At 67.4% G+C, this 25,161-nt stretch carries 26 protein-coding genes; 8 read left to right on the top strand and 18 right to left on the bottom strand.

Annotated elements, in window-relative coordinates:
- Positions 1-73: 73 nt before the first annotated feature.
- The 5 genes from CL52_RS16550 to zwf form a co-directional block, all read right to left on the bottom strand.
- Positions 74-937 carry an aldo/keto reductase gene (locus CL52_RS16550; RefSeq protein ID WP_041107667.1) on the bottom strand — a complete coding sequence of 288 codons (864 nt, stop codon included), beginning with the start codon at positions 935-937 and terminating at the stop codon, positions 74-76.
- A gap of 11 nt (positions 938-948) precedes the next feature.
- Positions 949-2,577, bottom strand: coding sequence for an NADP-dependent glyceraldehyde-3-phosphate dehydrogenase (locus CL52_RS16555; protein ID WP_043221884.1), 1,629 nt, complete (start codon positions 2,575-2,577; stop codon positions 949-951).
- Between the two features lie 69 nt (positions 2,578-2,646).
- The gene (locus tag CL52_RS16560) at positions 2,647-3,372 is read right to left on the bottom strand and encodes a bifunctional 4-hydroxy-2-oxoglutarate aldolase/2-dehydro-3-deoxy-phosphogluconate aldolase (protein WP_082041998.1); all 726 of its coding nucleotides are present in this window, start codon (positions 3,370-3,372) and stop codon (positions 2,647-2,649) included.
- Positions 3,373-3,388: 16 nt separating this feature from the next.
- A complete protein-coding gene (gene pgl, locus CL52_RS16565; RefSeq protein ID WP_043221887.1) occupies positions 3,389-4,102 on the bottom strand; it encodes a 6-phosphogluconolactonase in 714 nt (237 codons plus the stop codon).
- Positions 4,089-5,558: a glucose-6-phosphate dehydrogenase gene (gene zwf / locus CL52_RS16570; protein ID WP_043221889.1), complete on the bottom strand. Its 1,470-nt coding sequence runs from the start codon at positions 5,556-5,558 to the stop codon at positions 4,089-4,091. Before zwf ends, pgl begins: the two co-directional genes overlap by 14 nt.
- 168 nt (positions 5,559-5,726) lie before the next feature.
- Between zwf and CL52_RS16575 the strand changes: the two genes are divergently transcribed.
- A complete protein-coding gene (locus CL52_RS16575; RefSeq protein ID WP_041107677.1) occupies positions 5,727-6,596 on the top strand; it encodes a MurR/RpiR family transcriptional regulator in 870 nt (289 codons plus the stop codon).
- 47 nt (positions 6,597-6,643) lie between these two features.
- Here the strand turns inward: CL52_RS16575 and ahbB (CL52_RS16580) are convergent, their stop codons facing one another.
- The 8 genes from ahbB (CL52_RS16580) to CL52_RS16615 are packed head-to-tail and all read right to left on the bottom strand — an operon-like array spanning position 6,644 to position 12,138.
- On the bottom strand, positions 6,644-7,147 hold the full coding sequence (gene ahbB / locus CL52_RS16580; RefSeq protein WP_043221891.1) for a siroheme decarboxylase subunit beta: 504 nt from the start codon (positions 7,145-7,147) through the stop codon (positions 6,644-6,646).
- A complete protein-coding gene (locus tag CL52_RS16585; protein ID WP_043221893.1) occupies positions 7,122-7,565 on the bottom strand; it encodes an Lrp/AsnC family transcriptional regulator in 444 nt (147 codons plus the stop codon). The genes ahbB (CL52_RS16580) and CL52_RS16585 overlap by 26 nt, the downstream gene beginning before the upstream one ends.
- Positions 7,558-8,067 (bottom strand): siroheme decarboxylase subunit beta, encoded by a 510-nt coding sequence (ahbB, locus tag CL52_RS16590; protein WP_043221895.1) that lies wholly within the window; start codon positions 8,065-8,067, stop codon positions 7,558-7,560. Before ahbB (CL52_RS16590) ends, CL52_RS16585 begins: the two co-directional genes overlap by 8 nt.
- Positions 8,064-8,522 carry an Lrp/AsnC family transcriptional regulator gene (locus CL52_RS16595; protein ID WP_043221896.1) on the bottom strand — a complete coding sequence of 153 codons (459 nt, stop codon included), beginning with the start codon at positions 8,520-8,522 and terminating at the stop codon, positions 8,064-8,066. Before CL52_RS16595 ends, ahbB (CL52_RS16590) begins: the two co-directional genes overlap by 4 nt.
- Before the next feature lies 1 nt (position 8,523).
- The gene (locus tag CL52_RS16600) at positions 8,524-9,705 is read right to left on the bottom strand and encodes a cytochrome D1 domain-containing protein (protein ID WP_041107687.1); all 1,182 of its coding nucleotides are present in this window, start codon (positions 9,703-9,705) and stop codon (positions 8,524-8,526) included.
- A complete protein-coding gene (locus tag CL52_RS16605; RefSeq protein WP_043221898.1) occupies positions 9,702-10,040 on the bottom strand; it encodes a c-type cytochrome in 339 nt (112 codons plus the stop codon). Before CL52_RS16605 ends, CL52_RS16600 begins: the two co-directional genes overlap by 4 nt.
- A gap of 17 nt (positions 10,041-10,057) precedes the next feature.
- The gene (locus CL52_RS16610; RefSeq protein ID WP_041107691.1) at positions 10,058-10,372 is read right to left on the bottom strand and encodes a c-type cytochrome; all 315 of its coding nucleotides are present in this window, start codon (positions 10,370-10,372) and stop codon (positions 10,058-10,060) included.
- Positions 10,373-10,425: 53 nt separating this feature from the next.
- Entirely contained in the window at positions 10,426-12,138 is a 1,713-nt protein-coding gene (locus CL52_RS16615; protein WP_043221900.1) for a nitrite reductase, read from the bottom strand.
- 330 nt (positions 12,139-12,468) lie between these two features.
- Between CL52_RS16615 and CL52_RS16620 the strand changes: the two genes are divergently transcribed.
- The 7 genes from CL52_RS16620 to CL52_RS16650 all read left to right on the top strand — a co-directional run bounded on the left by CL52_RS16620 (position 12,469) and on the right by CL52_RS16650 (position 18,819).
- A complete protein-coding gene (locus tag CL52_RS16620; protein ID WP_043221902.1) occupies positions 12,469-13,281 on the top strand; it encodes a CbbQ/NirQ/NorQ/GpvN family protein in 813 nt (270 codons plus the stop codon).
- Entirely contained in the window at positions 13,265-13,852 is a 588-nt protein-coding gene (locus tag CL52_RS16625) for a cytochrome c oxidase subunit 3 (RefSeq protein WP_041107697.1), read from the top strand. The genes CL52_RS16620 and CL52_RS16625 overlap by 17 nt, the downstream gene beginning before the upstream one ends.
- A gap of 11 nt (positions 13,853-13,863) precedes the next feature.
- Positions 13,864-14,121 carry a cytochrome C oxidase subunit IV family protein gene (locus tag CL52_RS16630; RefSeq protein ID WP_041107699.1) on the top strand — a complete coding sequence of 86 codons (258 nt, stop codon included), beginning with the start codon at positions 13,864-13,866 and terminating at the stop codon, positions 14,119-14,121.
- A gap of 145 nt (positions 14,122-14,266) precedes the next feature.
- Positions 14,267-15,448 carry a heme d1 biosynthesis radical SAM protein NirJ gene (nirJ, locus tag CL52_RS16635; protein ID WP_043221903.1) on the top strand — a complete coding sequence of 394 codons (1,182 nt, stop codon included), beginning with the start codon at positions 14,267-14,269 and terminating at the stop codon, positions 15,446-15,448.
- 66 nt (positions 15,449-15,514) lie between these two features.
- On the top strand, positions 15,515-16,336 hold the full coding sequence (gene cobA, locus CL52_RS16640; protein WP_041107703.1) for a uroporphyrinogen-III C-methyltransferase: 822 nt from the start codon (positions 15,515-15,517) through the stop codon (positions 16,334-16,336).
- On the top strand, positions 16,327-17,844 hold the full coding sequence (locus tag CL52_RS16645; RefSeq protein ID WP_043221905.1) for a nitrite reductase: 1,518 nt from the start codon (positions 16,327-16,329) through the stop codon (positions 17,842-17,844). Before cobA ends, CL52_RS16645 begins: the two co-directional genes overlap by 10 nt.
- A 114-nt stretch (positions 17,845-17,958) precedes the next feature.
- The gene (locus CL52_RS16650; protein ID WP_041107707.1) at positions 17,959-18,819 is read left to right on the top strand and encodes a LysR family transcriptional regulator; all 861 of its coding nucleotides are present in this window, start codon (positions 17,959-17,961) and stop codon (positions 18,817-18,819) included.
- 6 nt (positions 18,820-18,825) lie between these two features.
- On the opposite strand, the gene CL52_RS16655 is transcribed toward CL52_RS16650, so the two are convergent.
- From CL52_RS16655 to CL52_RS16675, 5 genes are all read right to left on the bottom strand, one after another.
- Positions 18,826-19,965, bottom strand: a complete 1,140-nt coding sequence (locus tag CL52_RS16655) for an HPP family protein (protein WP_043221906.1) — start codon at positions 19,963-19,965, stop codon at positions 18,826-18,828.
- Between the two features lie 99 nt (positions 19,966-20,064).
- Positions 20,065-21,507, bottom strand: a complete 1,443-nt coding sequence (gene ccoN, locus CL52_RS16660; RefSeq protein WP_041107711.1) for a cytochrome-c oxidase, cbb3-type subunit I — start codon at positions 21,505-21,507, stop codon at positions 20,065-20,067.
- 225 nt (positions 21,508-21,732) lie between these two features.
- Positions 21,733-22,869 carry a methyl-accepting chemotaxis protein gene (locus CL52_RS16665; protein ID WP_043221908.1) on the bottom strand — a complete coding sequence of 379 codons (1,137 nt, stop codon included), beginning with the start codon at positions 22,867-22,869 and terminating at the stop codon, positions 21,733-21,735.
- Between the two features lie 9 nt (positions 22,870-22,878).
- Positions 22,879-23,622 carry an SDR family NAD(P)-dependent oxidoreductase gene (locus CL52_RS16670; protein WP_041107714.1) on the bottom strand — a complete coding sequence of 248 codons (744 nt, stop codon included), beginning with the start codon at positions 23,620-23,622 and terminating at the stop codon, positions 22,879-22,881.
- A 91-nt stretch (positions 23,623-23,713) separates the two neighbouring features.
- Positions 23,714-24,904 (bottom strand): NnrS family protein, encoded by a 1,191-nt coding sequence (locus CL52_RS16675; protein WP_041107716.1) that lies wholly within the window; start codon positions 24,902-24,904, stop codon positions 23,714-23,716.
- Positions 24,905-25,161: the final 257 nt, after the last annotated feature.

Consider the following 25,161-nt stretch of genomic DNA (forward strand, 5'->3'; position numbering starts at 1 on the left):
TGCGCTGCTTCTTCCGCCAGCCATGACCGGCTTAGCAAGGCAAATCGGGGCCACGCCCCAGCGCACGTCGCCCTCAGGCCACCGCGTGCCCGCGGGCCGCTTCGCTCAGGTAGAACCAGGCGGGACGCTCCAGCTCCAGTTCGACGCCCAGCAGCGCCTCCTCGATCCGCTCCCAGCGCAGGCTGCCGAGGATCGGCAACGGCCGGCCGGGCAGCTGGCGCAGCCAGGCCAGCGCCACCTGATTGGCCGTGGCGCCCAGATCGGCGGCGACTTCATCGAGTGCGCGGCACAAACGCTCACCGAAGCGCCCACCACCCATCGGCGACCAGGCCAGCACCTGCAGGCCGGCAGCCTGCAACCCATGCAGGCTGCCATCCCACACCCAGTGCTGGGCCTGCAGTGACAGCTCGATCTGGTTGCAGCGCAGCGGCACGCACTGGGCCAGTGCCTGGCAATGCAGGATGCCGGCGTTGGACAGCCCGACCCAGCCGACCTTGCCGCTGGCGACCAGTGCGTTCAGCGTCTCGGCCACCTCGTCGACCTGCAGCAGCGGGTCCGGGCGATGCAGCAGGAAACCATCGAGCCGCTCCACGCCCAGTCGCGCCAGGCTGCCCTCGACCGCCTGGCGCAGGTAGCGGGCACTGGTGTCGTAGTGCTTGACCCGCCAGCGCGAGCAGTCCTGCGCCGCCGGCACGATGTCGGCCTTGCCGATGATCTGCAGGTGCTGGCGCAACCCGGGGGCCTGGCGCAGGGCCGCACCGAAGTGCGCCTCGCAACGCCCGCCGGCATAGATGTCGGCATGGTCGAAGCCGGTCAGCCCGCGCTCGACACAGCGTTCGATAAAGCTCAGCAGCGCCTGGGGTTCGCCCAACTCGGGGTATTCCAGCAGGCGCATCATGCCCAGCAGCAGCGGCTGGGCGAGCACGGGCGCGGCCATCGCAGGCTCCGTCAGAAGATGTAGTCGGTGGTCAGGAAGCCGGAACGCCGGTCGCGGATGATGTCGTTGACCAGCTCCTTGTTGGCCTCGTTGAAGCGCGTCGCCACCAGGGTACGGATGGAGAACACGCGCAGGGCGTCGTGTACCGACAGCGTGCCCTCGGCGGAATTCTTGCGGCCGTTGAACGGGTAGCTGTCCGGCCCGCGCTGGCACTGGGCGTTGATGTTGATGCGGCCGACCTGGTTGACGAAGGCATCGACCAGGCGGCCCACCTGCTGCGGGTCGTTGCCGAAGATCGACAGCTGCTGGCCATAGTCGGACGCGGTGACGTAGTCGATCACCTCCTGCAGGTCGCGGTAGGGCACCACCGGCACCAGCGGGCCGAACTGCTCTTCGTGATAGATGCGCATGGAGGAGTCGACTGGGCTCAGCACCGCCGGCTGGAAGAAACTCTGGTGCGCTTCGCCGCCACCGGCGTTGATTACCCGCGCGCCCTTGGCCACCGCATCGTCGAGCAGCCGGTTGAGGTAATCGACCTTGCCGGCCTCGGGCAGCGGCGTCAGCGCGACGCCCGGCTCCCAGGGCATGCCTGGCTTGAGCGCATTGACCCGCGCGGCGAAGCGCTCCAGGAAGCCATCGAGCAGGTCCTCATGGACGAAAAGGATCTTCAGCGCGGTGCAGCGCTGGCCGTTGAACGACAGCGCGCCGGTCACCGCCTCCTCCACGGCATTGTCGAGATCGACCTGCGGCAGGACGATGCCCGGGTTCTTCGCGTCCAGCCCCAGCGCGGCGCGCAGGCGGTGCGGGCGCGGGTGCAGCTTCTTCAGGTCGGCGGCGCCCTTGTGCGTGCCGATAAAGGCGAACACGTCGATCTTGCCGCTGGCCATCAGCGCGCTGACCGTCTCGCGGCCACGGCCGTAGATGACGTTGATGACCCCGGCCGGAAAGCTGTCGCGGAAGGCCTCGAGCAGCGGGCGGATCAGCAGCACGCCGAACTTGGCCGGCTTGAACACCACGGTGTTGCCCATGATCAGCGCCGGGATCAGCGTGGTGAAGGTTTCGTTCAGCGGGTAGTTGTACGGGCCCATGCACAGCGCCACGCCCATGGGCACGCGGCGGATCTGCCCAAGCGTGCCCTGCTCCAGCTCGAAGCGGCTGGAACGGCGATCGAGCGCCTTCAGCGCGTCGATGGTGTCGACGATGTAGTCGCAGGTGCGGTCGAATTCCTTTTCCGAGTCCTTGAGGTTCTTGCCGATCTCCCACATCAGCAGCTTGACCACTGCCTCGCGCTGTTCGCGCATGCGCGCCAGGAAGCGCTCGACATGCGCGATGCGCTCGGCCACGCGCATGGTCGGCCAGGCGCCGCGGCCGTTGTCGTAGGCGGCGACCGCCGCATCCAGCGCCTCGAGCGCGGCGTCGGCATCGAGCAGCGGCGTGCTGCCCAGCACGACCTGGCGTTCGCTGCCGTCGGCCTCGCGCAGGAATACCGGGCTGCGCACATCGGCCAGTGCGCCGGCCCACTGCCGCAGCTCGCCGTCGACCAGGTATTCACGCTGCTCCACCGGCGCGTCAGGGCGGTAGGCCTGGGGAATGTCTTCAAGACGGGGAAACAGCTCGGCAAGCGGGCGCGCGGTAGTCATGGAACCTCCAGGTAGCGAATCGGGATGATCGCGGCAGGCCCCACGCCCACCGCGACGGGGTCGGACGGATTACAGCTCGCGCTGTTCGGCGCGCTCGGCACGCAGATCGAAGTCGCGCGGCAATTCGCCCGACGGCGCAGCGTCCAGCGCCTGCAGGGCCTGGCGCGTGGCGTTCTCGATGGCGGCCCAGTCGCCGGCACGCACGGCCTTGGCGTCGACCATCCAGGTGCCGCCGACACACATCACGTTGGACTGCGCCAGATAGTCCCTGGCATTGCGCGCATTGACGCCGCCGGTCGGGCAGAAACGGATATTGCCGAACGGCCCGCCCAGCGCCTTGAGCGCGGCGACGCCGCCACAGACCTCGGCCGGGAACAGCTTGAAGCGGCGATAACTGCGGGCGTAGCCGAGCATGATTTCCGAAGCGCTGGCCACGCCCGGCAGCAGCGGCAAGGAGCTCTGCAGCGCGGCATCCAGCAGTTCGGCGGTACTGCCCGGCGAGACGATGAACTGCGCCCCGGCAGCCTCGACCTGCTCGAGCATGGCGGCATCGAGCACGGTGCCGGCACCGACGATCAGCTCGGGGCGCTGCTCGCGCAGCAGGCGGATGGCGCTCAGGCCCAGCGCCGAGCGCAGGGTAATTTCCAGCACCTTGAGGCCGCCGGCGGCCAGGGCGTCGGCCAGCGGCAGGATGTCCGCCTCGCGCTCGATGGTGATCACCGGCAGGATGCGCGCGACACTGCACCATTGGTCGATCAGGGCGATCTTGTCGGTCATGCTTTGGGTAGAAGTCATGGGATTCCTTGCGGCCTCAGGGGCACCAGTAGATTTCGAGGGGACGGGCGAGGAAGGCGCGGATCGGCATCGCTTCATAGGATTCGCCGGCCAGGGCCTGGTTGAGCGTGGCCAGCTTGCCCGGGCCGTGCAGGGCGAGCAGGGTCAGCCGTGCGCTGGCCAGCAGCGCCAGGGACATGCTCAGGCGCTGGCGCGGTACGCTCGGCGCCTGCATCGGCAGGCAGCGCCGCGTACCCTGCGGGTCGAGCGCCGCTTCCAGGTTCGGGCTGTCGGGAAACAGCGAGGCGGTGTGACCATCCTCGCCCATGCCCAGCACCAGCACGTCGATCGGCGGCAGCTCGGCCAACACGGCATCGGCACGCTCGGCAGCCTCGTCGAGATTGGCCGCGCTCTGGTACAGGCCAACCAGGCGCGCCGCGGCAGCCGAGCCCTGCATGAGGTGGCGACGCACCAGCCCTTCGTTGCTGTCGGGATGGCTGACCGGCACCCAGCGCTCGTCGGCGAGGCTGACGGTGACCTTGGCCCAGTCCAACTCCTGCTGCGCCAGGCGCTCGAAGAAGGCGATCGGGCTGCGGCCGCCGGAGACCACCAGGGTCGCTGCACCGCGCTCGGCGATCGCGCCGCGCAGGGCGTTGCTCACGGTCAGCGCCAGTTCGCCGGCCAGCTGCTCGGCGTTGCCGAGGCTGAAACCGAGCGTCTGCACCGGGAGATCGAGATTAGAGATCGTCATACCAGCTCCTGCCGTCACGGCTGATCAGGGCAATCGAGGCAGCCGGTCCCCAGCTGCCTGCTGCGTAGGGTTTGGGAGGCGCGCCGACGCGTTGCCAGCCGTCGATCAGCTGGTCGCACCACTTCCAGGCGTATTCGATTTCGTCCTTGCGCACGAAGAGGTTCTGGTTACCCTTCATCACCTCCAACAGCAGACGCTCGTAGGCATCGGGGATGCGCGGGCTCTTGTAGGTTTCCGAGAAGTTCAGCTGCAGCGGGCCGCTGCGCAGCTGCATGCCCTTGTCCAGGCCCTGGTCCTTGGTCATCACCAACAGCGAGATGCCTTCCTGCGGCTGCAGGCGGATGATCAGCTTGTTGCCGATCAGCTGGCGCTGCTCCGGGGCGAAGATGTAGTGCGGCGGCGCCTTGAAGTGGATGACGATCTGCGACAGCTTCTGCGGCATGCGCTTGCCGGTGCGCAGGTAGAACGGCACCCCGGCCCAGCGCCAGTTGCAGATCTCCGCGCGCAGGGCGACAAAGGTCTCGGTGTCGCTCTGGGTGTTGGAGTTCTCCTCCTCCAGATAGCCCGGTACGTGCCGGCCGAGAATGCTGCCGGCCACGTATTGCCCGCGCACCAGCTGCTGGCCGAGCTGCTCCGGCGCGATCGGCGCCAGCGCCTTGAGCACCTTGACCTTCTCGTCGCGGATGCTGTCGGCCGAGAGGTCGCTGGGCGGGTCCATGGCGATCAGGCAGAGCAGCTGCAGCAGATGGTTCTGCACCATGTCGCGCAGCTGGCCGGCCTGGTCGAAATAGCCCCAGCGGCCTTCGATGCCGACCGTTTCGGCCACGGTGATCTCCACATGGGAGATGTGGTTCTGGTTCCACTGCGTCTCGAACAGGCTGTTGGCGAAGCGCAGGGCGATGAGGTTCTGCACCGTGTCCTTGCCCAGGTAATGATCGATGCGGTAGGTGCGGTCTTCCGGGAAGAAGCGCGCCACCGCGTCGTTCACCTCGCGGGACGACTCCAGGTCGTGGCCGATGGGTTTTTCCAGCACCACGCGGGTGCGCTCGGCCAGCCCCGCCTCGGCCAAGCCGGCGCAGATCGCGCCGTAGACGGAGGCCGGGGTGGCGAAGAAGGCGACGATGCGTTCGGCCTGGCCGGCGAGGTCGGCCAGTGCGGCGAAATCCTCGCGCTGGCGAAAATCCATGCTCAGGTAGTCCAGCCGCGCCAGCAGCCGCTGCAGCACGGCCTCGTCGAGGTCGCGCTCGGCCACATGGCGGCGCAGGTGCTCGGCGATCGTCGCCAGGTGCACGGCGGGGTCGCCGCTCTCGCGAGCCAGCGCAAGCACGCGGGTATCGTCGGGCAACAGGCCGGCACGGTCGAGCTGATAGAGCGCCGGAAACAGCTTGCGCAGGGCCAGGTCACCGAGGGCGCCGAACAGCGCCAGGGTGCAGGGTTCGACAGATAATGGCGTCATGATGTTTGTTCTTCTACTAAAACCACCCTATGAATACACGGCGAGGCCGGCTTATTCAAGGCTGATGTAGTAATAAAAACAACATTTCTGCCGAGAAGAGTTTCCTGTGGTCGCGTTGCCCCCTGCTCAGTAGCATAGAAAACCCTTTGCCCGCCCATCAGGACCCCCATGGACCGCGTTCACAACCTGCTCGAGCAGATCCAGAACCGCCTCGAAGGCCTCAACAAAGCCGAGCGCAAGGTCGCCGAGGTGATCCTGCGCAATCCGCAGCAGGCGACCCGCTTCAGCATCGCTACGCTGGCGCAGACCGCCGGGGTCAGCGAACCGACGGTCAACCGCTTCTGTCGCTCGTTCGGGGTCAGCGGCTACCCGGAGCTGAAGATGCAGCTGGCACAGAGCCTGGCCAGCGGCGCGGCCTATGTCAGCCAGGCGGTGGAGCCGGACGACGGCCCCGAGGAATACACCCGCAAGATCTTCGGCTCGGCCATCGCCTCGCTGGATAGCGCCTGCCAGAGCCTCGACCCGCAGCTGGTCAGCCGTGCCGTGGACCTGATGATCCAGGCCCGGCAGATCCACTTCTTCGGTCTCGGCGCCTCGGCCTCGGTGGCGCTGGATGCGCAGCACAAGTTCTTCCGCTTCAACCTGGCGGTCACCGCGCATTCGGACGTGCTGATGCAACGCATGCTGGCCTCGGTGGCGCACACCGGCGACCTGTTCGTGATCATTTCCTATACCGGGCGTACCCGCGAACTGGTGGAGGTGGCGCGCATTGCCCGGCAGAACGGCGCCTCGGTACTCGGCCTGACCGCCGCCGGCTCGCCGCTGGCGCAGGCCAGCACGCTGAGCCTGAACATCCCGCTGCCGGAGGACACCGACATCTACATGCCGATGACCTCGCGCATCATCCAGCTCACCGTGCTCGACGTGCTCGCCACCGGCATGACGCTGCGCCGCGGCGTGGATTTCCAGCCGCACCTGCGCAAGGTGAAGGAAAGCCTGAACGCCAGCCGTTATCCGGCCGACGAGGCGCCGAGCTGAGGATTCGCCCGGTGTGACGGGGGCAAGCCCCCCTTCTGCACGCGCCCTCAGCCCCGCCGCGCACCGACCCGCAGGCCGGTCTTCTTGAGGATGCGGCTGGACACCAGCATCTCGTCGGCACGACAGGCCGTGCCCAGCAACGCGCGGATCTGGTTGCGGTAGGCCTCGATGTAGTCGGCGCTGCGCCCGTGGACCATGGCGAACAGGTTGTAGCGCCAGCCGTCCTGGCGCGGGCGACGATAGCAATGACTGACGAAGGGTTGCGCCCCGATCAACGCACCGAGCCGCTCGATCTCGGCGTCGTCGACATCCCAGACGGTCATGCCGTTGTGCCGGTAGCCCAGCCGGTAATGGTTGGGTACCGCGGCAATACGGCGAATCGCACCGGCAGCCTGCAACCGCTGCAGCAGCGCCAGCGCCTCGTCCACCTCGATTTCCAGCTCGTCGGCGAGCCAGGCCCAGGGGTCCTCGACCAATGGCAGGCCGGCCTCGGTCAGCGCCACCAGGCGCTGCGCCAGGGCTTGATCAGACGGCGAAATGCAATCCGACATGGAAGGTCTTCTCCTTCGGCAGATTGAGCACCGGCAGCCCGGTCTGCGCCTCGATCCGCGCGATGGCCTCGGCGACGCCCTCGGGCGTCGCGCAGCCGAGCACGAACCACATGTTCCAGGCGTGCTCGCGACGGTAGTTGTGCGCCACCTCGGGCATCGCCTCGAGCACCGCGGCCACCTCATCGAAGCGCTGCTCTGGCACCGACAGTGCGGCCAGGGTGAAGGCCCCGCCGAGGCGTTCGATGTCGAACATCGGACCGAAGCGAGTGAGGGTGCCGTCCTCGAGTAGCGCCTGCACCCGCGCGCGCAGCGTCGCCGAGCTGCTGCCGAGCTCCTCGGCCAGCGCCTCCCAGGGCTGGCGCACCAATGGCAGGCCGTGTTGCAGGCGGTTGATCAGCTGGCGGTCGAGCTCATCCATGGGCACGCTCCGCCGCCGGCGCGAAGCGCCCGCCACACTGTTTGAAGGCGCGGGTGCTGAACAGCAACTGGTGCGGCAGTTCACTCAACCCCTGCGCGGCGAGCAGGCCCTCGATCTGCCCTTCGACCTGCTCGCGCTCGCGGCCATGGACCATGCAGAACAGGTTGTAGCGCCATTGCGGCAGCCGCCGCGGGCGCTGGTAGCAAAGGTTGACGCCCGGTGCGCTGCCCAGCCGGTGGCCGATCGCATCGATCTGCGCGTCCGGCACGTCCAGCACCAGCATGGCGTTGGCACGAAAACCCAGCGCGCGATGCTTGAGCACCAGGCCGACACGGCGGAACAGGCCGCCCTCGTTCCACTGCCGCACCTGTTCGAGCACCGCCTGCTCGCTGGCGCCGACCTGCTCGGCGAGCCAGGCGTAGGGCCGCGACACCAGCGGCAGCCCGGCCTCGAGCAGCCGACGCAATTGCAGGCTCTGCGGATGATCGAGCGTGAGGGTCATGGCAAGTCTCCCAGCGGAAAGCCCAGGTCGATGCGGTAGGCGCTCTGCATCGGCAGGTCCAGCGGCACCAGCCCGGTATCGGCCTCGATTTCGGCGAGTACGCGGTCGAGATGGGTGCGATCCGGCCCGGTGAGCACGAACCAGAGGTTGTAGCGATGCTCGCGCAGGTAGTTGTGGTTGACCTCGGGAAAACGGTTGATGCGCTCGGCGACCTGCTCGAGGCACTCGGTCGGCACGGCGAGCGCGACCAGCGTGCTGGCGCCGGCACGGCTGTGCTCGAACACCGGGCCGATGCGCGACAGCCCGCCGCCGGCTTGCAGCTGTTGCAGGCAGGCCAGCACCTCATCCTCGCTGCAGCCAAGCGCCTCGGCCATCGCCCGGTAGGGCTCGGCGCACAGCGGCATGCCGTGCTGGAAACGGTCGATCAGGCGGCGGCTGAGGGCGTCGAGGTTCATCTCAGAGTCCCGTCTCGTGGGCGCGGCTGGTCAGGAAGATGCCGCTCGGGCTCTCGGCCGGCAGGCGCTTGATCAGCTCCAGCCGGTACGGATCCCAGACCTGCACCTCGTTGCCGTCGCGCACCGACAGCCAGAGCTGGTCGCCGCGCGCGGTGAACTCCATGTGCAGCACGGCCGGGCCAGGCTCCAGGTCGGCGATGATCTGGTGCGTCTCGCTGTCGATGACCTGCACCTTGCCATTGTCCGGATAGGCGAAGTTGACCCAGATCTGCCGCGCGTCGGGCCGCGCCATGACGAACACCGGCTGGCCGGCGACGTCGATCGCATCGGTCTGCTTCCAGCTCTGCGAGTCCATCACCAGTACGCGATGCTGGCCGATGGCGGGAACGAAGGTCTGGTTGCCGGCCACCGTCCAGCCTTCCAGGTGCGGCATCTTGTAGACCGGCAGCTTTTCCTGGCCACGGCCGTAGCCGTCGAGGATGCGCTCGACGCCGCGCTCGGGATGCCAGAGGTCGATCTTGCCCATGCCGTCCTCGCCGAACAGGCCGGCGACGTAGTAGCGGCCGTCGGGGGTCAGCAGACCGTCGTAGGGCTGCTTGCCGATGTCGTCGAAGCGGGTGATCCGCGGCGTGTTGCCCTGGCTGAAGTCCAGCAGCCAGGTCTCGTGAGTGTCGAACAGGCTGTAGATGAATCGCCGCCCTGGCGCGTCAAGCACGCCGACCACCCGCGAGTTGCGACTGCCGTCGGCCAGCGGCGTAGCGGGGATGTCGGCGACCAGCTCCAGCGTGCCGGCGTCGAATACCTTGACCCCGCCGGGTTCGTAGTTGCCGACGGCGATCAGCGTGCCGTCCTGGCTGATCGCCCCACCGATGCTGTTGCCGCCCTGCACCACGCGCTTGACGATGCGCTGCTCGAGCAGGTCGACCTTGGTCAGCCCGCCGTCGCGGCCGAAGACGTAGGCGAAGCGTTCGTCGCGGGAGAACACCACCGAGGCATGCGACAGGTCGCCGAGCCCCTCGACGCGCGCCAGGCTGCTGCGACCGCTGGTCTCGATGATCTGCAGGCTGCCGGTGGCGCGCTCGACCACCACGCCGAGATCGCCGGTGCCGCGCAGCGGCGGTTGATGGGCACAGGCGGCGAGCAGCAGGCTGGCCGCGGCGACGAGCAGGGTCGGACGCTTCATGGCTGGGGAAATCCTTCGAGCAACTGGTCGACCAGCCAGGCGATCTCCTGCTCTTCGAGCAGCGGCTGCCAGCCGGGCATGGCGGTGCCGGGCCTGCCGTAGGTCACGGTGGCGATCAGGGATTCACGGGGTTTGCCGGCAAGGGCCGCACGGGTCAGTGCCGGGCCGAGGCCGCCGGTCATGCGCAGGCCGTGGCACGAGCCGCAGTCCTGCTTGAGCAGGTTGGCGAGCTGCGTCTGGCGCTCGGCCGAGGGCTCGGCCAGGGCAGCAGGAATCAGGAGAAGGGACGCCACAGCGAGCCCCAGACGTTTTACTGCATGTCGGGACACTTTCATGACGCCCTCCGGGACGCTTACTTGTGGCTCAGGACCCACTCGGCCAGCGTCTTGGCCTCTTCTTCGGTCACCGGGTTCGGCGGCATCGGGATCGGCCCCCAGACGCCCTGGCTGCCGTTCTTGATGTGCAGCGCCAGGGTGTCGGCGGCGCCGTCCTGGCCGGCGTACTTGGCGGCGACTTCCTTGAACGCCGGGCCGACGATCTTGGCGTCGATGCTATGGCAGGCTGCGCAGGGCTTGCTCTTGAACAGCGCTTCGCCATCCTGGGCCAGGGCCGGCTGGAGGGCGAGCGCGCCGCCCAGGGCGAGCATCGGGAGCAGAACTTTCTTCATGAGTACTACCTCAAGGCTAGGTGGAGCGGGCCTGCGGCCCGCCCCGAAGTGGCTCAGTAAACGTCGTACTGAGTGTTGTGGACGTTGAATTTACCGGTCGGGGTGATCAGCCTCTTGTCCCGGATCACTGTTTTGAGCTCTAGGGTCTTGTCGTCGACCACCACGATGGCCGACTCCTCTTCCTGCCCGTTCCACACGGAGAACCAGACCTCGTCGCCGGCCTTGTTGAACTCAGGCTGCACGACGCGCTGGGCACCGCCCTTGAGGCCCGACCACTCGCCGATCGGCAGGACCTTGTAACCGGCGGCCAGGTTGTTGATGTCGAACACCGCCGCGGACTGGCTGACCTTGGCGTCCGGGTTGAAGGTGGTATCGAGGTACAGGTGCTTGGACTTCGGATGGGTCTTGATGAACAGCGAACCGCCGCCCTGGCCCTTGAGGGTCTCGACCACCTTCCAGGCGTTCTTCGGATGCTTGTCCGGGTCGGTGCCGATCAGCGAGATGGTCTCGTCGCCGAGGTGGCTGGTGGCCCATACCGGACCGTACTCGGGGTGCACGAAGTTGGCGCCACGGCCGGGGTGCGGGATCTTGCCGACATCGACCAGCGCGGCCATCTTGCGCTTCTTCGAGTCGATCACCGCAACCTTGTTGGAGTTGTTCGCCGCCGTCATGAAGTAGCGGTGGCTGACGTCCCAACCGCCGTCATGCAGGAACGGCGCGGTACCGATGGTGGTGTAGCTGAGGTTGTTGATGTCCTCGTAGTTGACCAGCATAACCTTGCCGGTTTCCTTGACGTTGACGATGAACTCCGGGTGCTCGTGCGAGGCGATGATCGCTGCCACGCGCGGCTCCGGGTGGTACTCCTGGGTGCCGACGGTCATGCCGCGGGTCGAGACGATCTGCTTGGGCTCGAGGGTCTCGCCGTCCATGATGGTGAACTGCGGCGGCCAGTAGGAGCCGGCGATCGCGTACTTGTCCTCGTAGCCCTTGTACTTGGACGTCTCCACCGAGCGCGCCTCGATGCCGACCTTGATCTCGGCGACCTTGGTCGGCTCCTTCGCCCACAGGTCGATCATGTCGATCTTGGCATCGCGGCCAATGACGAACAGGTAGCGGCCCGAGGCGGACATGCGCGAGATGTGCACCGCGTAACCGGTCTCGATGGTCTTGACGATTTTCTTGCTGTCGCCGTCGACCAGCGCGATCTTGCCGTCGTCACGCAGGGTGACGGAGAACAGGTTCGGCAGGTTCAGATCGTTCATCTGCTTCTTCGGCCGGTCCTCGGGCTTGACCAGAACCTTCCAGGAATTCTTCATCTCGGCCAGGCCCCACTCCGGCGGGGTCGGTGGCGTGTGCTGGATGTACTTGGCCATCAGCGTGATCTGGTCCTTGGTCAGCGCGTTGGACGTGCCCCAGTTGGGCATGCCGGCCGGCGAGCCATAGGTGATCAGCGCTTCCAGATAGGCCTGGCCGCGCTCCTGGGTGATGTCCGGGGTCAGCGGCTTGCCGGTCGCGCCCTTGCGCAGCACGCCGTGGCAGCCGGCGCAGCGCTGGAAGTAGATTTCCTTGGCCTGTTCGAATTCGGCGGCGGTCAGGTCCGGCGCGCCCGGCGAGTGCACGACCTGTGCGCTGGCAGGATCGACGGCCGAAGCCTGGCTCTTGTAGGCAGCCTCGGCCTTTTCTTCGGGTTTGTCCTGCGCCTGAGCGATGCCTAGCGCGAGCAACGAGAAGCCGGCGACGAATCCGGCCAGAAGTGGTTTTCTCATACTGTTATCCCCTCTGAATCGCTTCGTGCGATTCGTACTTAAATGACGGCGATGCAGCAGTTCCCGGGTACTTGTGGTGCGATTGCATCCTATGAGGGGCCGATTCGGGCAGCGCTTGACGACAATCAAGAGACCCCCCCGTACCCACCTGCCGTGACGCCTTGTCGCGGGGGATGGCGCGCGTTGCGCCGGTTGCCGGCATTGAATGGCGACGGCACCGCGGTCGCACTTGACCACGATCAAGCTTTGCCGGCGGATGGGTTGAGAGCGCGGGGTCGGACCGGTAGCTTGGGCTTCGAGATAACCAACCGCCGCAGTGAGGTATTGCCTGTGAATGCGCCTGAATTCCCGACCGCCGCTGGCACGCCGGATATCCCCTTCTACCAGCCCCAAGGCAACGAGGAACGGCTGTTCACCCAGGCCTGGCAGCACGGCATGCCGGTGCTGATCAAGGGCCCGACCGGCTGCGGCAAGACCCGTTTCGTACAGCACATGGCGCACCGGCTCGGCCTGCCGCTGTACACGGTGGCCTGCCACGACGACCTGTCCGCCGCCGACCTGGTCGGCCGGCACCTGATCGGCGCGCAGGGCACCTGGTGGCAGGACGGCCCGCTAACCCGCGCCGTACGCGAGGGCGGCATCTGCTACCTCGACGAAGTGGTCGAGGCGCGCCAGGACACCGCCGTGGTGCTGCACCCGCTGGCCGACGACCGCCGCGAGCTGTTCATCGAGCGCACCGGCGAAGCGCTCAAGGCGCCGCCCGGCTTCATGCTCGTGGTGTCCTACAACCCCGGCTACCAGAACCTGCTCAAGGGCATGAAGCCGAGCACCCGGCAACGCTTCGTCGCCATGCGCTTCGACTACCCGTCGGCCGCCGAGGAAGAGCGCATCGTCGCCAACGAGGCCGCCGTCGAGCCGGCGCTGGCGGCGCAGGTGGTCAAGCTCGGCCAGGCCCTGCGCCGCCTGGAGCAGCACGACCTGGAGGAAGTCGCCTCGACCCGCCTGTTGATCTTCACCGCACGGATGATCGGCGCCGGCATGTCGCCGCGCGAGGCTTGCCTGTCGTGCCTCGCCGAGCCCTTGTCGGACGATCCGCAGACGGTCGCCGCGCTGATGGATGTGGTCGATGTCCACTTCGGCTGAGCCCCTTGCCCTGCCCGCCCGGCGCCTGCCGGGTGACCTGGCGATGTGGTTCTTCATCCTCGCCGAGCTCACCGTCTTCGCCATTCTGGTGGTCGCGTTCGCAGTCACCCAGCGCCTCCAGCCGACGCTGTTCGCCGAAAGCCGTCAGGCCCTGGACAGCTCCATCGGTCTGGCGCTGACCCTGAGCCTGCTGACTTCCGGCCTGCTCGCCGCCCTGGCGGTCGAGGCGGTGCGCCGGGGGCGCCAGGGGCGCGCGGCGCTGATGCTCGCCGCAGCGCTGGCCAGTTCGTGCGTCTACGTGGTGCTCAAGCTCGAGGAGTACGGCCACCTTGCCGGGCTGGGCCTGAACATGGAGCACAACACCTTCTTCACGCTCTACTGGATCCTCACCGGCTTCCACTTCCTCCATGTGCTGCTGGGCATGGTGATCCTTGCCTGGCTGGCCGAGCGCTGCCGGCGCGGCGCCTATACCGCCGCCGACCACAGCGGGCTGGAATCCGGGGTGCTGTACTGGCACATGGTCGACCTGATCTGGGTAGTGCTCTTCCCGCTGGTCTACGTACTCAACTGAGGAGGTCCGCGATGTCCGCGTCCAAGGCGCTGATCGGTTGCTGGCTGGGGCTCGCCGGGCTCTCGACCCTGAGCGTGCTGCTCGGCGGCAGCGGCTCCGGCCTGCTGATCGCCGCTGCCGTCATGCTCGCCGCACTGGGCAAGGCCTGGCTGATCACCGAGGGCTTCATGGAGCTGCGCCACGCGCCGCGCCTGTGGCGCCTGCTGCTGCTCGGCTGGCCGCTGCTGATGGCCGGCGGCGTGCTCGCCCTTCTGCCGGCGCAGGGCTGAGCCTGGCGCTCGTCGCGCCGCGCGCCGCTCGGCCCCTTTTATTGTTTCCGGTCAAGGATCAGCACGCGCAAGGTCGGTGATTCTGCACGCAACCAGGGTACGCCCCCGGCACCTTCAGCGCCGGGCTCCCCGAGGAGAATCGCCCATGTTGAGAATCAGCCATTACCTGCGCGCCCTCGCCAATCCGCAGCAGCGCGTGCTCGGCGCCCGCAGCGTCGGCCCGGCACGGCCACCGGTGGTGATCTGGAACCTGCTGCGCCGCTGCAACCTGACCTGCCGCCACTGCTACGCGACCTCCGCCGACAGCGAATTCCGCGACGAGCTGGACACCGCCGAGGCGCTCGGCGTGATCGACCAGCTACACGAAGCCGGCGTGCGCGTGCTGATCCTCTCCGGCGGCGAGCCGCTGCTGCGCCCGGACATCTTCCAGCTCGCCGACTACGCCCGCGACAAGGGCTTCTTCGTCGCCCTGTCGACCAACGGCACGCTGATCGACGAAGGCAACATCGAGCGCATCGCCCAGGCCCGGTTCGACTACGTCGGCATCAGCATCGACGGCCTGGAGGCGGTGCATGACGACTGGCGCCAGCTCAAGGGCAGCTTCGCCGCCTCGATGCACGCCATCGACCTCTGCCGACAGCACGGCATCCGCGTCGGCCTGCGCACCACCCTGACGCAGAACAACTACCCGCAGCTGCCCGCCCTGCTCGAACTGATGCGCGAACACGACGTGCAGAAGTTCTACCTCTCGCACCTCAACTACAGCGGCCGCGGCCGGCGCAGCCGCAAGGCCGACGCGCACCACCTGATGACCCGCGACGCCATGCGCCAGCTGTTCGAGCAGGCCTGGGCCGATGTGCAGCAGGGCCGCGAGACCGACTTCGTCAGCGGCAACAACGATGCCGACGCCGTGCTCCTGCTGCAGTGGGTCGAGGCCAACCTGCCGCAGCACGCCGAACGCCTGGAACGGATGCTGCGCGCCTGGGGCGGCAACGCTTCGGGCAGCGGCATCGCCAACATCGACAACATCGGCGACGTGCATCCGGACACCTACTGGTGGCAGCACACCGTCGGCAACGTGCGCCGGCAGCGCTTCCGCGACATCTGGCTGGAGCGCCCCGAGCCACTGCTCGAGCAGCTGCGCCAACACCCGCGCGCGGTCAAGGGCCGTTGCGCCGAGTGTCGCTGGCTGGCGATCTGCAATGGCAACACCCGCACCCGCGCCTGGGCCGCCGGCGACCTCTGGGCCGAAGACCCGGGCTGTTACCTGTCCGACACGGAGATCGGCCTGCCGAGCCCCGAACGCATTCCCAGCATCGCCATTTGACCCGATCGAGCGGCCGCAGAACGCCGCAGCGTCACCCCCGCAGCCGATGAGCACCTAGGAGATCGTATGGATCAGCCAACCCCCTTTCCCGCCTCGCTGAGCGCCACCCTTGCCCCCGGTGAGGTCGCACTGGTCGGCGCCGGCCCGGGCGACCCCGGCCTGCTCACGCTGCGCGGCTGGAGCCTGCTGCAACAGGCCGACGCGGTGGTCTACGACCGCCTCGTCAGCGAAGACCTGATGGCCCTGCTGCCGGGGCGCTGCAGCCGTCATTACGTCGGCAAGACCAGTGGCTTCCACAGCCTGCCGCAGCCGCAGATCAACCAGCTGCTGGTCGACCTGGCCCGCACGAACAAGCGCGTGGTGCGGCTCAAGGGCGGCGATCCGTTCATCTTCGGCCGCGGTGGCGAGGAACTCGACTATCTGCTCGCCCGTGGCATCGATTGCCAGGTCGTCCCCGGCATCACCGCGGCGGCCGGCTGCACCGCCTACGCCGGCATTCCGCTGACGCACCGCGACGTGGCGCACTCCTGCCAGTTCATCACCGGCCATCTGCAGGAGAATGGCGAGCTGCGCCTGCCCTGGAGCAGCCTGGCCAATGCCAAGCAGACCCTGGTGTTCTACATGGGCCTGTCCACCCTTGGCGAGATCTCGCGCCAGCTGATCGCCGCCGGCTTGCCGGCCGACACGCCGGCCGCGCTGATCGGCAACGGCACCCGCGACGACCAGCAGGTGGTGCGTTGCACGCTCGCGCAACTGCCGCTGATGGCCGACGAGAAGCAGCTCACGCCCCCGACGCTGACCGTGATCGGCCGGGTCGTCGAACTGTTCGCCAAGCGCCGCGTGAGCTTTCCGGCACGCCTGCGTGGCGAGGAGGCACTATGCGACTGATACCTGCCCTGCTGGTCGCCGCGGCGCTGCCAGCGGCCACCTTTGTCGCCCTTGACCTGGCCGTGCCACGCGCCGCCGCGGCCGAGGTCGACGCCCATAGCCTCTACCAGAGCCACTGCCAGAGCTGCCACGGCGAGAACCGCCTGGGCGGCGCCGGCCCGGCGCTCTTGCCCGAAAGCCTGAGCCGACTGAAGCCGGCCGAAGCGGAAAAGGTCATTCGCAACGGTCGCCCGGCAAGCCAGATGGCAGCCTTCTCCGGCGTGCTCGATGACCAGCAGATCAAGGCACTGACCGGCTACCTCTACCAGCCCGCGGCCGTGCCGCCGACCTGGAGCGATGCCGACATCCGTGCCAGCCATCGTCTTCTCAAGGACGTCGCCACGCTACCGACGCCCCCGCAGCACGGCGCCGATCCGCTGAACCTGTTCGTCGTGGTGGAGGCCGGCAATCATCACGTGCGGGTGCTCGACGGCGACCGCTTCGAGGAGCTCGCCAACTTCCAGTCGCACTTCGCCCTGCACGGCGGGCCGAAGTTCTCGCCGGACGGACGCTTCGTCTACTTCGCCTCGCGCGATGGCTGGGTCAGCCTCTACGACCTCAACAACCTGACCATGATCGCCGAGGTGCGCGCCGGGCTGAACACGCGCAACCTGGCGGTCAGCAACGACGGCCGCTGGGTGCTGGTGGGCAACTACCTGCCGGGCAACCTGGTGCTGCTCGATGCGCGCGATCTGTCGCTGGTCAAGCACATCCCGGCGGTGGCGGCCGACGGCACGCCGTCACGGGTCAGTGCCGTCTACACCGCGCCGCCGCGCGAGAGCTTCATCGTCGCGCTGAAGGACGTGAAGGAAGCCTGGGAGCTGTCCTACGCCGGCGAGCCGACCTTCGTGCCGCGGCGCATCCAGGCGGCCGACTACCTCGACGACTTCTCCTTCACCCCGGACTACGGCCAGCTGCTGGCGACTTCACGCAAGGCCAAGGGCGGCCAGGTGATCGACCTCGACAGCGGTCGCACGGTCACCGACATTCCGCTGCCGGGCATGCCGCACCTGGGCTCGGGCATCTACTGGAAGCGCGGCGGCAAGTGGGTGTTCGCCACGCCGAACGTCAGCAAGGGGCTGATCTCGGTGCTCGACCTCGAGAGCTGGAAGCTGATCAAGGAGATTCCCACCGAAGGGCCGGGCTTCTTCATGCGCAGCCAGCAGAATTCGCCCTACGCCTGGACCGACGTGTTCTTCGGACCGAACAACGACGCCGTGCACCTGATCGACAAGCAGACCCTGGAAATCGCCCACACCCTGCGCCCGATGCCCGGCAAGAACGCCGCCCACGTCGAGTTCACCAACGATGGCCGCTACGCCCTGCTCAGCGTCTGGGACACCGATGGCGCGCTGATCGTCTACGACGCCAATACGCTCGAGGAGATCAAGCGCATCCCGATGAACAAGCCGTCCGGCAAGTACAACGTCGGCAACAAGATCGAGTTCGCCGAAGGCACCTCGCACTGATCGGTTCCGCTGCCGGGTGCGGACGGCCACGCCGCTGCACCCGGCCGGCCCGTTGCGGGCCAGCACCGGCCTTGTCCGCTACAATGGCGGCCCCCTCATTACACAGGCATGCGCATGGACATCGATCTCGCCCGCACCTTTCTCGAGATCATTCGCGGCGGCAGCTTCATCGCCGCGGCCGAGCGCATGCACCTGACCCAGACCGCCGTCACCGCACGCATCCAGAACCTCGAAAGCCAGCTCGGCTGCCGGCTGTTCGTGCGCAACCGCGCCGGTGCGCGCCTGACCGACGATGGCGAACGCTTCGTCGCCTATGCCAACCAGCTGGTACAGACCTGGGAGGCTGCGCGCCGCGACCTGCCGCTGCCTCAGGGTTACGACCAGTTGCTCACGCTCGGCGCCGAGGTCAGCCTGTGCAATCCGCTGATGCTCGCCTGGGTGCAGCGCCTGCGCGAGACGCTGCCCAGCCATGCGCTGCGCAGCGAAGTGGCGAGTGACGAGGAACTGCAGAAAAAGCTCGACCTCGGCCTGCTCGATGCCGCGCTGGTGCACCAGCCCGAGTACTGGCCGGGCCTGCAGGTCGAACAGTTGCTCGAGGAAAAGCTCATCCAGGTGGTGCAGACGCGCAACCCCGAGCCGTACCTGTACGTCGACTGGGGCCCGGCGTTTCGCAAGCAGCACAACCAGGCGCTGCCCGAGCACACCCGCGCCGCGATGTCCTTCAGCCTCGGCCCGCTGGCGCTGCAGTACCTGGTGCAGTGCGGCGGGCGCGGCTACTTCCGCACGCGGGTGGTGCAGCGCTACCTCGACGAAGGCGTGCTCAAGCGCGTCGAACAGGCGCCGGAATTCTCGCATCCGGTGTACCTGGTCTATTCCCGTGCCAACCGCTCGGCGGCGCTGGCCAAGGCGCTCAACCTGGTACGCGAGCTGGCGCTGGACGACTTCGACTGGTCGCGCTGGTACTACGAGATCTGAGCCGACTCAGTCCGGAAGCTGCTTGAGCCAGTAGCGGTACAGCGCGGCGATCAGGTCGGTCTGGGTGATCATGCCCACCAGGCGCTGCTGCTCATCGACCACCGGCAGGCAGTGCAGGCCGCGGTCGGACAGCAGGTAGACCAGCTCGACCATGTGCGTGTCCATGGTTACCGAAACCACCGGCGAACTCATGATGGCGCGCAGCTTGGTGCCGCGCAGGAAGTTCAGCTGGCCGAAGCTCAAACGCCCCGGGCGGGGGTGGAAGTGCTTGAGCAGGTCGATCTGGGTGACGATGCCGACCAGCCGGTGATCGTCGCCTTCGACCACCGGCAACGAACGCAGGCGATGTTGCTGCAGGGTCTGCCAGGCCGATTCGATAAAGGTGTCCGGGGTATGCCAGTAGATATCGCGCGACATCACGTGCGCGGCGGTGACCTCGCCCATGCTGCGGCGCAGCGCGTGCTTCTCGGTCTGCTTGATCAGCCGGGCGAGGTCGTCACGGGTGATGTCGACGTACTCGCCGAATTCGGCCAGCGCCCGGTCGACGTCATCCTGGACGAAGCTCATCCGCTCGCCCGGCCGCGGGTCGCGGGTGTGGTGCTCGTTTTCGCGCGGCAGGCGCGCCTTGGGGTAGGGATTGCCCGTGAGGTTGTTGAACAGCAGCGCGAAGGTCACCAGCAGCAGCGAGTTGAACATCACCGGCCCGAGCAGGCCGAAGTGCAGCTGGTGCAGGTCGGGGCTGCCCACTGCGGCCACCAGCGCCAGCGCGATGCTCGGCGGGTGCAGGCAGCGCAGCGAGAACAGGCACAGCAGCGTTGCCGCGCCGGCCAGCGTCGCGGCGAGCACGCTGGGCAGGCCACTGAGCCCCAGGGCGACGCCGATCAGTGCGGCGAACAGATTGCCACCGATGACTGACCAGGGCTGGGCGAAGGGGCTCGACGAGGCGACGAATACCAGCACGGCGGAGGCGCCAACCGGCGCGATCACTTGTAGCGCCAGCCCGGTGCCGACCAGCCAGCGGTCACTGAGAAACACCAGCGGCATGACGAAGGCGATGCCGATGGCGGCGCGCAGCCATAGTCGGGGGGCCGCATTCAGCGGCGCGGGCACGAAGGATTTGAACCAGTCGATCAGGTTGTCTTGCATGGAAGCTCTTGTCAGACGAAGCACCGGCTATCGGAGCGTAGCCGGGTAAAAAAGGTCCGTCCCTGGACCATCAGGAGCTACAAGGGTAGCGAGGGGAAATCAAGCAGTCACAGCGGTCAGCTCTGCATCGGGTGCCGGGGCGCGCGGCGCATGGCGCACCGTCAGCCAGGTGTTGAGCGCCATCAGCAGCATGCCGGAGGCGAACAGGCCGCCGCCGATCATGCGCACCACATAGCCCGGGTGGCTGGCCTCGAGCGCCTCGACGAAGGAATAGGTCAGCGTGCCGTCCTCGTTGATAGCTCGCCACATCAGGCCCTGGGTGATGCCGTTGACCCACATCGAGGCGATGTAGAGCACGGTGCCGATGGTCGCCAGCCAGAAGTGCGCATTGATCAGCCGCACGCTGTACATCCGCTCGGCGCCCCACAGGCGCGGCACCAGGTGGTACAGCGAGCCGATCGAGATCATCGCCACCCAGCCCAGCGCACCGGCATGCACGTGACCGATGGTCCAGTCGGTGTAGTGCGACAGCGCATTGACCGTCTTGATCGCCATCATCGGGCCTTCGAACGTCGACATGCCGTAGAACGCCAGCGAGACCACCAGAAAGCGCAGGATCGGGTCGGTGCGCAACTTATGCCAGGCGCCGGAGAGGGTCATCATGCCGTTGATCATGCCGCCCCAGGACGGCGCCAGCAGGATGATCGACATCACCATGCCCAGGCTCTGCGCCCACTCCGGCAGCGCGGTGTAGTGCAGATGGTGCGGGCCGGCCCAGATGTAGATCGAGATGATCGCCCAGAAGTGCACGATCGACAGCCGGTACGAGTAGATCGGCCGCTCGGCCTGCTTCGGCACGAAGTAATACATCATGCCGAGAAAGCCCACCGAGAGGATGAAGCCGACCACGCTATGCCCGTACCACCACTGGACCATCGCGTCGGTGGCGCCGGAATAGACCGAGTAGCTCTTGAGCAGCGATACCGGCAATTGCACGTGATTGACCACGTGCACCATGCCCGTGACGATGATGAAGGCGCCGAAGAACCAGTTGCCGACGTAGATGTGGCGCATCCGTCGGCGCGCCACGGTGGCGAAGAACAGGTAGCCGTAGAGCAGCCAGACAAAGGTCACCCACAGCGCGATCGGCCACTCCATTTCGGCGTATTCCTTGGACGTGGTGTAGCCCAGCACGTAGCTGATCGGCATGGCCACGCAGGCGGCCTGCCAGCCCCAGAACACCACCGCGGCCAGCTGGTCGGAGACCAGTCGCACCTGGCTGGTCCGCTGCACGATGTAGAACGACGAGGCGAACAGCGCGCCGCCGCCAAAGGCGAAGATCACCAGGTTGGTATGGATCGGGCGCAGCCGACCGAAGCTGGTCCACGGCAGGCCGAAATTGAGCTGCGGCCAGACCAGCTGGGCCGCGATGAAGACGCCCAGGCCCATGCCGAGCACGCCCCAGACGAGGGTCATCAGGGTGAACTGGCGCACGACGCGGTAGTTGTAGTCGGGTTCGAGAGTGCTCTGCGGTTCGCTCATAGCTATCGCAAGCGGATGCGGCGCGGGCGGCGATCCGCGTGGCCTCGTCACAAGGCCCGGGCGGTAACGACTGACCGGCACGCACTCACTCGCCGTTCCTCTGTGGAAGTCGGTTCATGAACAAGCGCGACCGGGTGTCGCGCCTTGATGCGGTGGCCATTGTCAGCCGAGCGATTTACTTTTATCTAACGAATGTTATTGCTCCTTGTAAGCAATATTATTGAATCAAGCATCGAGCAGCTGTCGTTCGCCCCGCTCTGCCCCGCTCTCGGGAGCCTGCTCCAGTCTATCGAGCAGGCCGTTGACGATGCGCATCACCTGAAGATTGGCGTCTTCCATGCGCTCCAGGCTCTGCAACGCGAGGGTCAGCTCACCCTGGCCGAACGCGGTGATCGCCGCCTGGCCCTGAGCGTGCACGGCGGTGTGCGGTCGCTCGATCTGGGCGAAGCCATCGAACAGCTTGAGCTGGCGGTCGGCGTCGCCGTAGTACCAGCGGCCGAAGCGGCAATCGCGCTCGCTCGGCAGCTCCGGCGGCTGCTCGCCGTTGCCGAGCAGGTGGTTATAGACCACGAACTTGAGCGACAACTCGTCAAGGTTGGCCAGTTCGACGCCGGCGCGCAGGGCCGAGGTCTCGCTGCTACGGCGCATCGCCCCAGCCAGCTCGCGCAGCCGTTCCATTGCCTGCACCGCTTCCTCGGCGGTGTGGTTGAAGCCCTGCGCGCTCTCGCCCTGCAAGCGGATGTGCGTATGCACGCTGCGGATTTCTTCCTGCACCTCGCCGATCTTGCCCACGATGTCGTCGGTGGCCAGCGCGGTCTTTTCCGCCAGGCTGCGGATCTCGCTGGCGACCACGGCAAAGCCGCGCCCGGCACTGCCGGCGCGCGCGGCCTCGATTGCGGCATTCAGCGCGAGCAGGTTGGTCTGGCTGGCGATGCCGCTGATCAGGTCGACGATGCCGTTGATCTCGCGCGAGCACTCGGCCAGCGACTGTACCTTCTGCGAGGCCTGATCGAGGCCGTCCTCCATCCGCTGCGCCTCGCCACGCAAGGCACCGAACTGCTGCCGGCTGGCCAGCGCCGCCTCGGCCACCTGCCCGGCGCGGTCCTGGCTGTGCGCCAGCTGCGCAGCGAGGTATTCGAAGGAATCGCCAAGGCTGGACACCGAGCTGCCGAAGCGCACCAGGTTGGCCGCCACGCCGCGATGGTGCGCGAGCTGCTGCCGCTGCGCCTCGATCACCCGGTGCGCGTCGCCCAGCTCCCGCTCCAGCGCCTCGATGCGCGCCTGGCGCGCCTCATCGCGTGCAAGCCGCTCGCGGGTCTCGTGCTCCAGGCGCTGTGCCATCTGCTTGCTCTTGAACCACATGCTGCCCCCTCAGGCCAGGGTATAGCCGTTGTCCACCACCCAGTCCTGCCCGTAGACACCGCGCGCTCCCTGCGACAGCTGAAACAGAATGACGTTGGCGACCGCCGCGGCCTCGAGAAAATGCCCCGGCAGCAGCCGCTTGCTCACCGTGTCGGCGACCTGCTCGAGTTGCTCGTCGGCCAGCCCCAGCGTGCCCCAGATGGCGGTAGCGGTAGGCCCGGGCGAAACCATGTTGATGCGCACCTCGAGCGGCGCGAACTCCACCGCCAGGGTGCGCGTTTGCGCGGCGAGCGCCGCCTTGGTGCCGATGTAGGCCGCCAGCCCGGGAAAGCTAGCACGGGTCAGAAAGGTGCCGATGAACACTACCGAGGCCGGCTTGGCCAGTTCGCTGCGCAGCGCAGCCAGGGTGTTCAGCGCGCCTGCGCCGTTGACCGCCCATTGCCGCTCGAACGCACTCGCGTCCAGGCTATCGGCCAGCTCGGCAATACCGGCATTCGGCACCAGGAAATCCACCGGCCCCATCGCCGCGGCACGCCGGCACAGGGCTGTCAGGTCCTCGGCCGACGTCACATCGCCGGACAGCCAGCACAACCGCTCGCCGTAGGTTTCCATCAGCGGCCCGAGGCCACCCTGCGAACGCGACATCGCCAGCACTCGCGCGCCACGCTGCAGCAGCGCCGCGCACAGCGCCAGGCCGATACCCGAACTGGCGCCCGTCACCACGGCCAGACGATCGAGGAACTCGCTTTTCATCTCTTTCTCCGTTGCTCGGCACGCCGAGTCTCAGGCGCCGGGCTCGAGCCAGGCGCAGCGTTGGGAACTTGGAAGGAAACTGTCGCCCGGCTCAGCCGGGATGACCGTCGACCCGCGCGCTGAGCAGCATCGGCGCGTAACGCAGGGCGTAGACGAGAAAGGCCAGCGACCAGCAGGCCGCCGCCAGCCAGAGGCCAGCCACCGGCCATTGCGCGGCGAGGAACACGCGAGCCGCCACGCCCAGGTTGAACAGCACGAAGGCGGGCACCATGCCGGTCGGCACCTGTAGTGGGCGGCCGGTGTGGCCCAGGGTCACCCGCGCGATCATCGCCAGGATCAGCCCGCTCATGGCGCCGACGGTCAGCGCGTGCAGCGAAGGGCTCGACTGCGCCAGCAGACCGAAGTGCCAGAGCGCCAGGCCGAAGCAGGCCACCACCAGCCAGAGCATCGACAGATGCAGCGACCAGAGCAGCGGTACGCGCCAGATGCCCTTGTCGTACCAGCGGCCGAGACGCAGCAGGTGGCCGGCGCCGAGCAGAAGCAACAGCACGCCTACCAGCGGCTGCGCCTGCAGGGCGATGCCCAGGGCATGCAGCAGGGCGATCAACGCGCTGCCTGCCAGCAGGGCCACATCGAGCCAGACCCAGGGTTTGATCGCTTCGACCCAGCCGAGGCCGCGCTGGGTGAAGAACGGAATCACTCGCCCGCCGATCAGCCCCATCAAGGCCGCGACCAGCCACAGGCCAGCCAGCACACCCTGGCGCTGCAGGGCATCGTCGGCACGCGCCATGCCGGTCAGTACCAGCGCATCGGCAGCGATCATCAGCGTGAGCACCGCCAGCACCGGGTAGTTGCGCTTCTGTCGCACGGCCCAGAGCATGCGCCCCATCAGCACCGCGACGGCGAAGAGAAAGGCCAGATCGAGCGGAATCAGCAGCGCCAGCGGCAGGCCGAACAACCAGCCCAGGCGCGCCGACAGCCAGAGCAGCGCCAGGCCCATCAGCGGCTTGCCGGAGGGCGCCACCTGGCCGGTCCAGGTTTGCACCGCGGTCAGCAGAAAGCCGGCGACGATGGCCATGGCAAAGCCGAACAGCATCTCGTGACGGTGCCAGGCCAGCCAGCCACCGGTGGGCTGGAAGCCCGGCCACAGACCGGTCCAGGCCATCACCCAGAGCGGCACGACCAGCAGCGCGAACACCGCGCCGGCGAGAAAGAACGGGCGAAAGGCGAGGCGCCAGACGGGCGGGATACTGAGGGCTTTTCGCCGGTCGACAACTTGCACAGCAGGCCTCCTGAAAACGTTCTGCCGCCGGACGACGGCTTGCGACGGCTCGGCGGGGCGTGCCTCCAAAGACGGAGGCGATGGCTACTTTCTACCGCTTCACTACCCCGATCAGACTTGATTGCAATCAGCTTTTCCCGGAGACGGCGAAAAAGTGACGGTTGGCCCCCTGCGAGCCGCTTTCCCGGCCACCCGGGCGGGCCGCGCCCTGCCTAGCGGCAAAAAAAACGGGCCATGAAGGCCCGTTTCCTTGGCGC

Source organism: Stutzerimonas balearica DSM 6083 (genome assembly GCF_000818015.1).
Lineage (GTDB): Bacteria > Pseudomonadota > Gammaproteobacteria > Pseudomonadales > Pseudomonadaceae > Stutzerimonas > Stutzerimonas balearica.